Raw genomic sequence first — 14,587 nt, forward strand, 5'->3', positions numbered from 1 at the left:
TTAATGGGCGCTACTAATTCAATTCATGAAGACCTCTCTCACTTGATGTCCGCCTCTCAGAGGTCTTCATTCTTCAAATCCTGCTTTTCTATTGGAACATTTATACAACCGTCGTATTTTATACTTTCTTTACTTAACAAAAAAAACTGACTCCCACCCAGCGGAGTCAGTTTACAAGAGAAGATTTCTTCAGATAGTTGTCAAACACAAAATTGCCAAACGGGATGAAAGCAACAGCCACAGCGCCTACAGCCCATAGTATAGACCATCTTATTTTAAACGTGATATATGCAATGAAAAGAATATATGTGATAAACAAAAAGCCGTGTAAGGCCCCGACGACACTTACTGCTTGCGGGATGTCGAAACCATATTTCAAAGGCATTGCTATGAAAAGAAGGACAAGCAACGAACCGCCTTCTATTAATCCCATCATACGAAACCTGCCAATTGTAGTGTTTGTCATTTTCTATCAGCCATCCTTTGCCATACAAGATATCATCTATTATAAAATAGTTCTTGCATGTTTCTTCCACTTACCCATGACAATCCTGTGAAATTTCCCTATCATTTTTTCCTATTGGAAAGTAAAAGGACCGTTACCTGTATAATCAATGAAATTAGGATCGTGGCAGGGAAGAGAACCATGAAAGCAGCTATGGAGGTAAGATCTCCCCATGTTGGATCCGAAAGATAAATATAAAGCGAATAAAGCGTGCAAACGAGGAAACCAATTCCAATTCCATAAAAGAAAACCTTATACCTTTTCACATCACATCAGCTCCACTCATAAGAAAGACAGTGTCCTCTTCTCAACACTGTCCTTCCCGCTTATTCAATCTCATTATGATGCTTATATTCCTTTAGCGCCAGGATACCTTCATTCAGATAGGACAGAAAGTATTCTTCCACCTCACTATCCAACATCCCTGGCATGCTTTCTTTGATTTTTTCGAAATTATAGATAATCACGTCCGTTTTCAAGCCTCTGCTTACGAGCACACTGTTGAGCCAGATGGTGTATTCGACAAAGGTTTGGGTGTCCTTCAGCTTGTATGCTGTATGGAGGTATAGAAAATGGTAGAAATTATCTTCTATCGTTCTCTCTTTGCCTTTCTCTCCAAACTTTTCCTTTAAGTAAGGGAAGTCCCGGTACATGGTATTCACCACTTTTTCCACAATAGGAGTCACAACTAAGTCACCTATGTCCGCTTTTATTTTTTGGACGGTCGGTGTCATTATCAGATTTGTCATGTGGACACCACCTTATATCTAGTGATGGTTGGGATGATTGCAGCCAATTCTTGATCAGGATACTTCTTTTCAAGCTCATGGATGCGCTTATAATCTTCACTGCTTACCCAAGCAAGGAAATGCTCTTTGGAATCCCACTCCATAAAAACAGTGAGTTCTCCACTTTTCTTTTCGTTTTGCAGAAGTAGAAAGCGTTGAAACCCTTCTGCTTTCTCCACCAGTCTGGAACGATTATGATAAATCGAAATAACCTCATCAGCCTTTTCAGGTGGAACCTGGAATGTAGAATGAACAATGTACATAGTATGTGACCCCTTTCTGGGTGCAAAGTATTTTTATGCAGAAAAAAAGATGCCGGCTTTTCGCACACATCTTTTAGTGAATATTTTTATATTTGAGAGACCGGAATTTCAATATTCCTTCTCTTTAATTCGTCTAATATCAGTTTTATAAAGTCGCCATTCAGGTCATTTATCCTAGCTACTTCATATACTTCCAGCAAAGATTCATCACTTAGTGAATCCATTCTATCCCCTCCCATATAACGGATATCTCTTTAGTTGATGTCGCCACCTTATTAAATTTTCAAAAAGAGCTTCCTAACAAAAAATACACTGCTTGTGAAAATTTTAAGTAAGATAGCCTCATCTTATTAACAAGCTCCATAATGTTACATGTGAAGTGAATGGATTCGATGGATGAATATTCTATTACACTCTCTCTTTAATAAATATTCTAACGAACATCCCGTGTATTTGTCCAATGTTCGCCGGACCTTTTAGCTGAATATTATTGCTTTTCAATGCTCCACACTGTCATTTCAACTGTATAATATCTGCATTATAGAACATTATTGGAATTATTATAAAAATTGATATTTACCTAAATTCCATTTAAAAGAAAAACTCAAACCACGAATGATTTTAAGGTTTCGTGATTTGAGCTAATAGTTCCTGTACTTCATTAATTTTCAATTTAGAGATATGTGCATATTTCTCTAGATTACTGAAATAGGCGAAATAAGTCTCATTTTTAGGTGTGATATGTGATATCATTCGTAAATTCACAATATAGGAGCGGTGCGTTCGGTAAAAGGTTTGATCTAACTGCTCAAAGATATCACTGATATTTTCATAGGTTTCAACTGCTTGGCTGGTTGTATAGATGATACATTTCTTGCCCGACTTTTCTATGAAAATGATATCCTCGAAAGGTATATAGTAGAAGGAGCTGTTTGAACGGACAGATAATCTTTTGTTTGAAGACTTTTCCCCCGACTCTACCCTTTCGCTGATCAGCTGTGTTTTCGCTCTCTCTAGTGCTTTGTATAACCTGATTTTCTCTATTGGCTTCACAATATAATCAACTGCAGAAATAGCGAAAGCCTCCACTGCAAATTCATTATACCCAGTAACGAATATGAATTTTAAACTAGGTGAAAACTCGAGACACTCTTTTATTGCGACCATGCCATTTTTTCCAGGCATGTTAATATCCGCAATGACAAGATCCACCTCATTTTTCATCACACTATCGATCAGCTCTTCCCCGGTCCTGCACGTATCGACTATAATAAATTCTTTTAGCTCTCCGATAAAAAATTCTAATATTTCAAGAGAATCTTGATTGTCATCAACAATTACAACGTTTATTGGTTTCAATCGAAGAAAACCCCTTTCTTTCGATGTATTATATCGGTACCTTTATCCAAAAGGTACTCCCTGTTCCCTCTATACTTGAAACGCCTACGGTCCCTTTCATTTCGAGTACGTTCTGTTTAACTAGCGTCAAACCTATTCCTGTACCTTCGATATGATAAGCAGGATGATTTATTCGATAAAATGGTTCAAAAATGTTTTCTTGGTGTTCCACTGGAATACCAATTCCTGTATCCTTTACAAAAATGGCCAAATAACTACCGTCCACTCTCCAATACAGCGTGACCGTTCCATTCTTTCTGTTGTACTTGATGGCGTTATTTAATAGGTTGACCAATACCTGTTGAAAACGAATGGGATCAATCTTTATGGAAACATCCTCTACATCTTTTTCAATATGAAGAGTCACTCCGTGATCATTTGCATTATTTTTATTTGCCTGTAAGCAATCCCATATCGCTTTTTTTATACGCACCGTCTTTACATTTGCTTTAATCGTTTCGGGCTTTGTATCTATTCTGATCAACTCAAGGATATTGTTGATTAATTGCAACAGATGCCTGCTTGAGGATAAAATTTTTGCAAGCTTGTTTTTTTGTTTTTCTGTCAGCGGATCCTTCTTGTCTTCTTCAAGCACCTGACTATAACCTATAATGGAGTTTAAAGGTGTTCTTAACTCATGACCAATCATTGCCAGGAAATTCGTCTTTGTTTTACTGACCCTCTCCGCTTCATTTCTCTCTATAATCAGGGAGTTTTGGATATTTTTTTGCAGCGTTAAATCATGGAATATTATAAGATGATGCCCATAATAAATATTCTTTGAAGCAGAAAAACTGACGATTCGCTCTGACTCATCCGGTCTGATGATTATGTATTCATTGTCTTGCGCTTTCCCATATTTAAGAAGGTGAGCCCCGTGTTCTCTCAAGGAAACTTTGTTCGTTTCACTGACAAATGTGGTGACCTTTACTCCATTTAGCTTGTCACTATGAACCCCTAAAATGTATCCAGCAGCAGGATTCAACTCAATAATTTTCCCTTCATTATCAATAATGAGGATTCCAACCTGAGCCCCTTCAAAGATATCCCGGAACTTTCTTTCATTTTTCATCAAATGTAGATTTGCCACTTCCAACGTTTCCGTATTTTGAGTCAATTCTTCCACCTTTGTCATGCGGTCCAATACGATGGTAACCTGATGACAAATGGAATGGATTAAATCAAGTTCTTCTGATTTAAAAGTGGTGCGTTTCTTGGAACCGAAAGAAATCGTCCCAACCAGCTCTCCAAATGATATTAACGGCTCGCACACATATGCTTTTATTCCTAAAGAGCGAATGAGAGCAACTTTTGGGTTAGAGCAGTTTTCTACATTCTCCACTACCATTTTCTTCATATTCTGTGCAACAGTCCCGCATATAGCAGAACCTTTTTCAATAAAATTCATGTGTTCGGTTTTCTTATTACAGATACCTTTGTGGTTTGCCAATACAAGGCGGTCCTGATCTTTATCCCATATATAATTCACATAGATATCCAGGTCCAATACTTCAGATAATCTATCAAATAACGAATCCAGCAATTCCTTTGGGTTCTTCATCGTGGTCAGCTTGGAAGCTGAATCATAAAGGACTTTGAGCTTTTCATTGTTGCTTACAAGCGATTCTTCCATTATTTTTTGCTGAGTGTTATCCACTAATAGGATTGAATAGCGATTATTATAGATAGGGCAAATGGTTGTGTTGTACCATTGAACTGGATGGTCGGAAACTTTAATATCCTGTTGTACAAATTGATCTTCTTGTATTACACTGTTTATATAATTAAGTAATATTCCGAGTGCATCTTTATTTAATAGATTAGGAAGAAAACGACCTATTACAGCTTGATTGGATAGTCCAAGGATTTGCCTGGCACCATCATCAATCGAACTGACTCTTAGGTCAGAATCAAACAAGATAAACCCTTTGGTTATATCTTTTGCTTTTTCAGAATCAGTTTTCAAGGTAGACAAACTATTTATATCGATTATCTTCAACCCCTTCCCTTCACTTATTAAAGGATGAACCTCATAATCATATAAGAGACAAGTAATTCCTCGTATCATGCATGACTTACCTTATAATAAGAAAGTAAAAGGCAGGTGATGTTACATGGCCGTACATGCGTGAACTTTTTAGAAAAGGTAGCACATTAATACTTGTACTATAAGCATTATAGCTTTTATAATCGATTATTTGAACTGTCTGTTTTTTATACTCCATATGTATGCTTTGCTATTTTACAACTAAACACTATTGAACAACCACCCAAAACCAAACTTTTCATGTAGCAATTCTCCTCTTTTCAAGCCTAAACACCCTTATTTCACAAGCTTTTTACTACTTTTTAATAATACCATAAAAAACCTTTACTCCTTTACTGGAATAATGTTTATCCCCTTCAAACTTAACATTATTTACCTTGTTAAAAGAGTATTACAAACACCAAAACAAAGAGAAGCTCTAAAAAGCTTCTCTCAGTGTGTAGACAAAGCTTAAAATAATGAAATACTCTAGTTGATCGCAGTGGAAGGAGCGAAGACTCCTGCGGGAGGAAAGGACATGGAAGACCCCGCAGGGCGTAGCCCGAGGAGGCTTCCGGACTGCCCGCGGAAAGCGTAGCTCCTGGAACGAAGATCAACTCTTCCAACAGATAACCTAATTAGTTTATAGTTTGTCAACAGTCTGAGAGAAGCTCTAAAAAGCTTCTCTATTGGTTTTCTTTTAGATAAGTTAGAAACATCTTAAAAACCGTAGCTCCTATGCCCATGTATTCCACATAAGGATCCAATTCCATTTTTGAATTCTGATACAAAAAATCCATTTTGACTCCTCCCTTACTATTGTTCTATTGGACTTGAGCGTTCATCTAACCAGTGATCTAAATAGGCTGGAAGTTTACCATTATGCACAGACGTTCCAGTATGTCCTCCTTTGAGAATGTGAGTTTGCTTATCCACGCTAGATACCTTATCCATAATTGGCAGTATGTGATCAAGTGGAACAAGACGGTCGCCCTCCGTGCCAACCACCAATAGATTCGCAGTAATATTGGAGAGCATTGCCTTTTTGCCGTTCACTTCCATAAGGTTTCTAATCACCTTGTTATCCTTTGTCAGGTCCTCAGTTATCTGCTTGGCAACCCCGCTTGTTAAGGGAATATGCCCTTTTGTCCATGTATTGAAGCGTAGCCATTTTTCCATATATTCTTTATCGTGACCTTTTAATAGGAGAGAAAGGTATGGAGTGATATATATAGGAGAAGTGACCATTCTTATTCCAGCTTCCACATGAGAAGCAGGGATGATTCCTAACTCCTCCACATATTTGAAACTATCAACTTCTCCTTGTCGCAGAGCTTTGACCCATTTGTCAAAGTACGCAGGGTTTTCGAAGTCCATTGGTGTAACAAACAAGATAAGATTTTCTATTGGTTCTTCCGCAACGGAAGCATAGATTGCTGCAAGCGTCCCTCCCAAGCAATAACCCATGATTGTAATTTCGTCTGCTCTGGAATGGTTGAGCGCCACTTTCATGCCTGGTTGTATATAATGGGTAATGTAATCACTAAGGGTCATATCCTTATCCTCTAATCCCGGTTTGCCATAATCAATCATATAGACGTCAAACCCTCTTTGGACAAGTGCTTCAATGGTACTGCCGCCAGTTTGCAGATCTAATATAAAGGGTTGGTTGATCAAGGAGTAGATAATGAATATGGGGGTGTTGTATCTTTTTTCAGGTGCCTTGTAATACCAAAGGGTCGCTTTATTCTTTTTCCAAACAGACTCTCTTGGGGTAACTCCATCCTTATAGGGCGTCTCGTTATAATGAATCATCTTTTTCTTCCAAGTATCCATCTGAGAGTCACTCACCGCGCTCACCGTCTTTGGGACGGACAACTTTCGCATCGATCCCTGGGAGCTTGGATACGATTGCTTGTCGTTGCATCATGTCTTCCAATACTATTTTCACCATATTTTTCTTGGCTTTTGACCTCTGTACTTCCGATTGACCTGCTTGGTAATCCGTCTCATGCATATGCTCTTCCAAACGATCAATTTTTTCTTCTATTTGAAGAAGCAATCGCGCAATATTTGCTACATCATTTTTAGTAGGGAAATTATATTGCAATGATAGAACTTCCACTTCTTCTCTAATCCTGCGAATTTTTTCAGCTTTCCACTCACTTTCCATTTCAATGAACGGCAAAATGGATTCACGGTTGAGTCCATCTTTTATCACCCGATTTAATTGGTTTTCCACTTGAACTGCTTTGACTTTTAATCTTTTGTTCCTTTCTTTTCTATTTTCATTGGAACCCCACATGGTTGGTTCACCCTTTCATCATGTTCAATTTTGATTTCCATAACTAAATTAAACTGGTCATCCCTCCATCTACAACTAAAATGTGCCCAACACAATAGTCCGATGCTCTAGAAGACAAAAATACAGCTGCCCCCTTCAAGTCATGTTCTCCTCCAAATCGTTTTGCGGGAATCTGATCTTTCAGTGTTGGAGCGGAATGTTCAAGGATGCTTTTAGTGATTTTTGTCGGGAACATCCCCGGGGCAATGGCATTCACTTGGATATTATGTGGGGCAAGCTTCACTCCAAGGTCTTTAGTAAAGGTGATGACTCCCCCTTTGCTCGTATTGTACGCAATCGTATCCACTAGACTTGGGTCTGTACCTCCCAGCCCTGAAACTGAAGCAATATTGACTATTTTTCCTCCACCTTGTTTCACCATGACTCTTGCTGCCTTTTGGCTGAATAAAAAAAGCCCCTTAAGGTTCACATTCATGACTTTATCCCACTTGTCGGACGGTAAATCCAGTGTCGGTGCCATCCACGATGTTCCACTGTTGTTCACTAGAATGTCCAAAGAACCAAATTGCTTCACCGTTTCGTCAATAACATATTGAATCTCTTCTTCTTCAGTAACGTCGCAGGCTAAAGCCATCGACTTTACACCCTTCTTTCTCAACTCCTCGCTCACTTTTTGGCAGGTGACCAGATCACGTGAACATACAATAACATTCGCACCCGCCTCAGCAAGTGCCGTCGCTATCTGGGCACCAAGCCCTTTCCCTCCACCTGTCACAATGGCTGTTTTATTTTCCAAATTGAATAAGTCCCTTACTTCCATACTAGTTCCCCCTCTAATGTTTTGCGGCTTTCCGTTACAACACTAGTAATATTTAATAGATTCCATATAGTATAGTAGAGAAGCACTGTAGGGGTGTCTAAATTGATGAAATAGTGGAGGCGGAAGTTCTTTCTTTGATTATGAGGTGCTGTGGGAGTTAGGAGCTCTTTTTAAGGACTTAGTTGATATATTGAAGGGTTGGTTGAAATTTAAATATCCACAAAAAACAACGCAAAAAAGGCCCTCCGGATGGAGGGCCTTTTTACCTGACGTCAAAAATTACTTTTGAACGTTAGTTGCTTGAGGTCCACGAGCGCCTTGCTCGATTTCGAAAGTTACTGTTTGACCTTCTTCTAAAGATTTGAAACCTTCGCCTTGGATAGCAGAGAAGTGAACGAATACATCGTCTTGTCCGTCTACTTCGATGAAACCGAAACCTTTTTCAGCGTTGAACCATTTTACTTTACCTTCTAACATTATGTTTCCTCCTACAGTGGATCATTCCACAATTGTATTACCATTCTTGCTCTGCATAATCTTTCAAGACGAAAAACATTGAAGTAAATTCCTTCTATCAGCCTTACCGAACAAAAACAATTAACTTAATCATAGAGGTTATGTAACGAAAAATCAAGTCTTATTTGGTTTTGCTAGTAACTTCCATTTAAAAAGTCATACTTGTTACGGGTGAAGACTTACAAGATTTGCTGCAACTATGGTGAATTTCTGTAGTATTGTACCCATTCAACATTTTTTTATACTTGTAAGATTAAAACTCTCCTCCGAAAAAAAGTTATTGGAAAAAAGTTTTTTAAAATGAGGAAAAATTTATCTTTCTTTTTACCAGTGGATTATGTAAGATAGTACAATATTCACCATAGTATAGACAACTGTATTTATAGGGAGGACACCATGAGAAAATTCGGACTTTTACCAAGGATTATTGTAGCCATTCTATTAGGTGTGGCAATCGGGAGTTTTGCTCCTGAATGGTTTGTGAGAATATTTGTCACGTTTAATGAGATATTCGGTAACTTCCTAGGCTTCGCTATACCACTTATCATTATTGCATTCATTGCACCTGGTATTGGGGAAATTGGGAAAGGAGCAGGAAAGTTTTTGGGTCTCACCGCTTCCATTGCCTATCTCTCCACGATTGCAGCAGGAGCATTAGCCTACTTTGCGGCAAGTTCCTTATATCCATCTCTTTTAAAAAATGCCAGCCTTTCTGGTGCGATGGACAATCCGGAAGAAGCTTTGCTGAACCCCTTCCTGGAGCTTCAAATTCCTGCACCATTTGAGGTGATGACCGCACTTATCATCGCTTTCACTCTAGGACTTGGAATGTCGGTGATTAAAGGCGAGACATTAAAGACAGCCATGATAGAGTTCAGAAGTATCATCGAACTGGTTATTTCTAAAGTTATCATTCCACTTCTACCTATTCATATTTTGGGGATCTTTGCGAATATGACATACGGTGGACAAGTCCAGACCATTATCAGTGTATTTGCCAAAGTATTTGTCCTTATCATACTTTTACACGTTACTATGTTACTTTTACAATACTCTGCAAGTGGAGCTTTATCGAAAAAGAACCCGTTTGCGATGCTAAAATCCATGATGGCTGCCTACTTCACAGCTCTTGGGACACAATCTTCCGCTTCCACGATTCCTGTAACTCTTCAACGCACAAAGAACATGGGAGTCAGGGAGAAAACGGCTGACTTCACCGTTCCGTTGCTGGCGAATATCCATCTATCCGGAAGTACGATCACGATTGTTTCCTGTGCGATGGCCATCATGTTCATCAATGGAATGGATTATTCCTTTATCATTGTCCTGCCTTTCATCATGATGCTTGGAGTGACAATGATCGCTGCACCTGGTGTACCTGGCGGGGCAGTAATGGCTGCTATCGGGCTTTTACAAACCATGCTGGGCTTCGATTCTACGATGGTTTCCTTGATGATCGCCCTGTACCTAGCACAAGACAGCTTCGGTACTGCCTGCAATGTGACTGGTGACGGTGCTATTGCAAATGCGGTGGACAAACTAACTCAATCTAGATAATAAAGGTGGCCTATATGGCCACCTTTATTAGTTTCCGCTTATTGTACAGTGCACTCTATCGTATCCGAACTGTTCAAGGAATTCATTAAATGCTTCCATCTTCCCAAGTATAATATCATGGTCTAGGCTTCCAGGAGAAGTTTGCTCCATCTCCTTGCAATACTCTCTTATTCTGGACTCCACATAAGAAATTATGGCAGTTTCATTAAAGGATGTCATTTCTTATCACCTCACTTATCAATAGTAGGTGATACCCGCCTTTTATGGGAAGCAAACCAGACTGAGCACATTGAACATCCCAAAATTAAAGAAGACCCACTAATGAGCCTCCCTCCACTACTACTATTCTCCAGCTTCCACTAAATCGGAAACAGCCACTTGCGTACGTTCTTCTCCAGGTCCACGAAGGTGAACTGTGGCAGTCTTACCATCCTCACTTAATGAATCAATCCATACTTTTGTTCCTTCAAAGGTGACCTCAATCGTCGCAGATGAGGATAATATTTGTCTAGCACGTCTTTCTTCCATGTTTGTCACTCCTGCTCTCATAATGATTCTTCCTCACACATTCACAATTATTTTCCCTAATATAAGCCATTTTATTCCTTTGGAGTTTAACCTTTACACTATTTTGTCAACAATGGGAGAAGAGGTGAACGACATGAAGTTAAGGCAGGAAGAAAAAGAGCAACTTAGTGATGCAATCGATAAAATGAACGAAAGCTTGGATCGTTTTATTGAGTTTTATAATGAGTCTGAAGACGACAATCCCATCATATCGTTCCATGATGAAGTTATTAAATTGATTGAAGCCGGTAAGGAAAAATATGGGGAAGAGGCACTGAATAATAAAATAAACGCCATTGTAAAAGAAGTGCTTACTTTCATTTCAACTGAGGATGAAAAGTAAATGGAAAAGATAAAAGAACAGACCTCCCTCGTTTTCAAATTTGTACACTGGCCATTAATCGCTAGGATCCTCATCATCATTTTCATTATTAATATTACATTTGGTATGCTGATACATTTTATTGAACCCGATGAGTTTCCAACATTCTTTGATGGTGTCTGGTGGGCTATCGTCACAACAGCAACTCTTGGGTATGGGGATTATGTGCCGGTCACTGTAACAGGAAGGGCATTGGGCATTGTACTAATTCTATTTGGAACAGGATTTGTTACTACATATTTTGTGTCATTGGCAGCAAGCGCCATTGCAACACAAAGTAATTACTTGGAGGGCAAAGTGGATTATAAAGGATCAGAACATATCATTGTAATAGGCTGGAATGAGAGGGTCAGAGAAACGTTGAGACAAATTAACTCCATGAGCAATAAACCATTGTCTATTGTTTTAATTGATCAAACACTGGAAAAGAATCCGCTACATGATCAGAACGTTCATTTCATTAAAGGGAACCCGTGCTACGACCAAACGTTATTGGCAGCGAATGTGAAGGTTGCGGCATTTGTAGTCATTTCTGCGGATCAAAGTAAAACGGAAGTGCAAGCAGACATGAACTCTGTTCTGACATTGCTTGCTGTAAAAGGATTGAACCCTGATGTCTATACGATTGTAGAGATTCTTACTTCCTTGCAAGTGAAGAATGCCAAGCGGGCAGGTGCTGATGAGGTAATCCAGACAAACATGTTTACAAGCTATGTGATGACTAATAGCATGATGTCCAATGGAATGTCTAGTACATTGTTGAGTATGTTGGACCAATTGAAAGGGAGCAAATTAAAATATTTAGAGGCGGAAAAGGGCTTTGTAGGAGAAACTTTCGAAAAGATTAGTAACCAGCTGCTGCAAAATAAAACCCTATTGATTGGGGTAAAAAGGAGAGGGGACACAATGGTCAACCCTCCCCTTTACACGCTTATACAAGAAGATGATTGTCTACTTGTAATAAAAGACTAATCCCTTCCAAGTACCGCTTCAAGTTCATGTACAAGAGTATGCCCAAGCTCTAAGAATTCCTTTGGAAAAGATGCATCAGGGTCTTCCGGTTCCGAGAACTGATTAACGGACGCAGTTCTATTCCATACATGGACATTGTCGTCTATCCCGATTTGGTACTTGTGGGATAACAGGAACGGTCTCCCAAGCTCTACGGTTGTCCCTTGAGAATCCAACTGACCGTCCACAGATTGAAATGGTACCCTTAAGAACTGATAGCCCACTTCGTCATCTATTTTGTAATCAAAATAGCCGTGGTCATAGTCCCAGTTTCCCCCGATGGAATAACCGATGGCTTTAAGTTCTTGTTCTAGTTTATATAACTGAAACTCCGCACCTTCGATTTTTGAAGGAATAGGAATCATGGCAATCCCTCCTTTTATATGGGTAGGTTTCCCCATGGAGGGCTTTATATGCACGATGAAAAAGGGATAGTCCCGTCCAACCCTGTGGTCGAAGGAACCATCCCTTTTTGTTTGGATCTGAAGACGCCACTTTGGATTTCTATACTGGGCTATGTTCGAATAGCCGAAAGGAAGGGGTGAAAAGGTCTGGTCTTGGTGTTAATAAGTCGATCTTGCTTGTAAAAAAAGAGAAATTAATGATTTTTTGGTCGGTTCGAATGCATTCGGACATGTTTCTTTTCGGTTTGGACATTTCAGTAAACTTCAGGAAGTGGGTTCGGACAAAGACTGGGGTTGTTCGGATAATATTTCACGATGTTTGGACATTTCAAATTTGCGTTCGGACAATTACGGCCAATCTTCGGACAAGTAAGCACAATCTTTGGACAACTTCTCCGAAACTTCGGACAAGAACTCGAAATCTTCGGACATTTACGGAATACTGACCATTTCGTACAGATCTAGAAATCATTAAGTGCTTCCGGAACTACCCAAACCATATTCACCACTACCAAAAGTATCGTCATTCTTATAAAAAAAGAAAAGATATGCATCCACCGCTCAATAAGGGCGGGATATGCATATCTTCCTCGTACACGCTATCGCGCTCTTTAGGTACTTATTGTGCCCATTTCCGCGCGTACAACTGTATCAATAGAAAAATTACTTCAATCGTTTTTCTAATTCTGCTTTAATTTCTTCAAATCCTGGTTTGCCAAGAAGAGCGAACATGTTTACTTTGTATGCTTCCACTCCAGGTTGGTCAAATGGATTTACTCCAAGTAAGTATCCGCTCATCGCACATGCTTTTTCAAAGAAGTACACAAGGTATCCGAACGTGTATGCATCCATTGCAGGTATGTTAACAACTAAGTTGGGAACCCCTCCATCAGTGTGTGCAAGAAGTGTTCCTTCGTAAGCTTTCGTGTTGACAAAGTCTACTGTCTCACCTGCAAGATAGTTTAATCCATCAAGATCGGATGCTTCCTCTTCCACTTTCAGTTCATGGCGAGGCGTTTCCACTTTGATGATCGTTTCGAACAGATCACGGCGTCCCTCTTGCACATATTGGCCCATGGAGTGTAAGTCTGTTGAGAAATTAGCAGACGCAGGGAAGATTCCTTTCTGATCCTTCCCTTCACTTTCACCGAATAATTGTTTCCACCATTCAGAGAAATATTGAAGTCCTGGTTCATAATTGATTAGCATTTCAATTGTTTTCCCTTTGTTATAAAGGAGATTTCTAACAGCCGCATATTGATATGCTGGATTTTCTTCCAATTCTGACTTAGAGAAGTCACGACTTGCATCAGCCGCACCTTTCATCATCGCTTCAATGTCTGCTCCAGACACAGCAATCGGCAATAATCCCACTGCAGTTAGAACAGAATAACGACCACCAACATCATCAGGAATAATAAAGGACTCATAGCCTTCTTCCGTAGCCAGTGTTTTTAATGCGCCCCGCGCTTTATCCGTAGTAGCATAAATACGTTTGCGCGCTTCTTCTTTTCCGTACTTTTCTTCAAGAAGCTTACGGAAAATGCGGAATGCAAGGGCAGGTTCTGTGGTAGTCCCAGACTTAGAAATCACGTTGATAGAGAAATCTTTACCTTCTAAAAGATCCATTAAATCCCTCATGTACGTAGAACTGATGTTGTTACCAACAAAAACGACTTGAGGAGTTTTACGCTGTTCCTTTGTTAAAGCATTATAGAAGGAATGATTCAACATTTCAAGCGCTGCACGAGCACCCAGGTAAGAACCACCGATTCCTACTACTAAAAGGATGTCGGAATCATTTTTAATTTTTTCTGCGCTTTTTACGATACGCGCAAATTCTTCTTTGTCATAATCGGTAGGCAGGTCGATCCAACCAAGATAATCATTTCCTGCACCTGTTTTTTCATGTAAGGAATGATGGGCAACCTTCACCGCATCTCGTAAGTATGTAATTTCATGTTCGCCGAAAAACGATAGTGCTTTGCTATAATCGAAGCGAATATGTGTCATATGATAACCTCCAAAAACATATTTGCATGCCA

At 39.4% G+C, this 14,587-nt stretch carries 18 protein-coding genes; 4 read left to right on the forward strand and 14 right to left on the reverse strand.

What is annotated here, in order from left to right; translation table 11 throughout:
* Positions 1 to 166 precede the first annotated feature (166 nt).
* From MKY77_RS20660 to MKY77_RS20705, 10 genes are all read right to left on the reverse strand, one after another.
* Positions 167 to 466, reverse strand: a complete 300-nt coding sequence (locus tag MKY77_RS20660) for a DUF3817 domain-containing protein (protein ID WP_339147524.1) — start codon at positions 464 to 466, stop codon at positions 167 to 169.
* A 365-nt stretch (positions 467 to 831) separates the two neighbouring features.
* Positions 832 to 1,254, reverse strand: coding sequence for a hypothetical protein (locus tag MKY77_RS20665; protein WP_339147525.1), 423 nt, complete (start codon positions 1,252 to 1,254; stop codon positions 832 to 834).
* A complete protein-coding gene (locus MKY77_RS20670; RefSeq protein ID WP_339147526.1) occupies positions 1,251 to 1,556 on the reverse strand; it encodes an antibiotic biosynthesis monooxygenase family protein in 306 nt (101 codons plus the stop codon). Before MKY77_RS20670 ends, MKY77_RS20665 begins: the two co-directional genes overlap by 4 nt.
* Positions 1,557 to 1,642: 86 nt before the next feature.
* Positions 1,643 to 1,780: a sporulation histidine kinase inhibitor Sda gene (gene sda, locus MKY77_RS20675; RefSeq protein WP_339147527.1), complete on the reverse strand. Its 138-nt coding sequence runs from the start codon at positions 1,778 to 1,780 to the stop codon at positions 1,643 to 1,645.
* Between the two features lie 397 nt (positions 1,781 to 2,177).
* Entirely contained in the window at positions 2,178 to 2,915 is a 738-nt protein-coding gene (locus MKY77_RS20680) for a LytTR family DNA-binding domain-containing protein (protein ID WP_339147528.1), read from the reverse strand.
* 28 nt (positions 2,916 to 2,943) lie between these two features.
* Positions 2,944 to 4,920, reverse strand: a complete 1,977-nt coding sequence (locus MKY77_RS20685) for an ATP-binding protein (RefSeq protein WP_342515460.1) — start codon at positions 4,918 to 4,920, stop codon at positions 2,944 to 2,946.
* A gap of 876 nt (positions 4,921 to 5,796) precedes the next feature.
* On the reverse strand, positions 5,797 to 6,816 hold the full coding sequence (locus MKY77_RS20690) for an alpha/beta fold hydrolase (RefSeq protein ID WP_339147530.1): 1,020 nt from the start codon (positions 6,814 to 6,816) through the stop codon (positions 5,797 to 5,799).
* 7 nt (positions 6,817 to 6,823) lie between these two features.
* Positions 6,824 to 7,222 (reverse strand): hypothetical protein, encoded by a 399-nt coding sequence (locus MKY77_RS20695; protein ID WP_342515461.1) that lies wholly within the window; start codon positions 7,220 to 7,222, stop codon positions 6,824 to 6,826.
* 106 nt (positions 7,223 to 7,328) lie between these two features.
* On the reverse strand, positions 7,329 to 8,105 hold the full coding sequence (locus MKY77_RS20700; protein ID WP_339147532.1) for an SDR family oxidoreductase: 777 nt from the start codon (positions 8,103 to 8,105) through the stop codon (positions 7,329 to 7,331).
* 279 nt (positions 8,106 to 8,384) lie between these two features.
* On the reverse strand, positions 8,385 to 8,582 hold the full coding sequence (locus MKY77_RS20705) for a cold-shock protein (protein ID WP_010196375.1): 198 nt from the start codon (positions 8,580 to 8,582) through the stop codon (positions 8,385 to 8,387).
* Positions 8,583 to 9,017: 435 nt separating this feature from the next.
* On the opposite strand from MKY77_RS20705, the gene MKY77_RS20710 reads away from it, so the two are divergent.
* Positions 9,018 to 10,178 (forward strand): dicarboxylate/amino acid:cation symporter, encoded by a 1,161-nt coding sequence (locus tag MKY77_RS20710; protein ID WP_339147533.1) that lies wholly within the window; start codon positions 9,018 to 9,020, stop codon positions 10,176 to 10,178.
* Between the two features lie 27 nt (positions 10,179 to 10,205).
* Here MKY77_RS20710 and MKY77_RS20715 read toward each other — a convergent pair whose 3' ends face one another.
* The gene (locus MKY77_RS20715; RefSeq protein WP_339147534.1) at positions 10,206 to 10,397 is read right to left on the reverse strand and encodes a hypothetical protein; all 192 of its coding nucleotides are present in this window, start codon (positions 10,395 to 10,397) and stop codon (positions 10,206 to 10,208) included.
* Positions 10,398 to 10,520: 123 nt separating this feature from the next.
* Entirely contained in the window at positions 10,521 to 10,706 is a 186-nt protein-coding gene (locus tag MKY77_RS20720; protein ID WP_339147535.1) for an H-type small acid-soluble spore protein, read from the reverse strand.
* A 133-nt stretch (positions 10,707 to 10,839) separates the two neighbouring features.
* On the opposite strand from MKY77_RS20720, the gene MKY77_RS20725 reads away from it, so the two are divergent.
* Positions 10,840 to 11,088, forward strand: a complete 249-nt coding sequence (locus MKY77_RS20725; protein WP_339147536.1) for an atypical membrane-integrating protein (Mistic protein) — start codon at positions 10,840 to 10,842, stop codon at positions 11,086 to 11,088.
* Entirely contained in the window at positions 11,089 to 12,099 is a 1,011-nt protein-coding gene (locus tag MKY77_RS20730; RefSeq protein ID WP_339147537.1) for a potassium channel family protein, read from the forward strand.
* Here the strand turns inward: MKY77_RS20730 and MKY77_RS20735 are convergent.
* On the reverse strand, positions 12,096 to 12,503 hold the full coding sequence (locus MKY77_RS20735) for a YugN-like family protein (protein ID WP_339147538.1): 408 nt from the start codon (positions 12,501 to 12,503) through the stop codon (positions 12,096 to 12,098). The two genes, MKY77_RS20730 and MKY77_RS20735, sit on opposite strands and share 4 nt — an antisense overlap.
* A 48-nt stretch (positions 12,504 to 12,551) precedes the next feature.
* On the opposite strand from MKY77_RS20735, the gene MKY77_RS20740 reads away from it, so the two are divergent.
* Positions 12,552 to 12,683 carry a hypothetical protein gene (locus MKY77_RS20740; protein ID WP_339147539.1) on the forward strand — a complete coding sequence of 44 codons (132 nt, stop codon included), beginning with the start codon at positions 12,552 to 12,554 and terminating at the stop codon, positions 12,681 to 12,683.
* A gap of 522 nt (positions 12,684 to 13,205) precedes the next feature.
* Here MKY77_RS20740 and MKY77_RS20745 read toward each other — a convergent pair.
* Entirely contained in the window at positions 13,206 to 14,555 is a 1,350-nt protein-coding gene (locus MKY77_RS20745) for a glucose-6-phosphate isomerase (RefSeq protein ID WP_237663231.1), read from the reverse strand.
* Positions 14,556 to 14,587: the final 32 nt, after the last annotated feature.

It is taken from the genome of Sutcliffiella sp. FSL R7-0096, assembly GCF_038595065.1.
GTDB lineage: Bacteria > Bacillota > Bacilli > Bacillales > Bacillaceae_I > Sutcliffiella_A.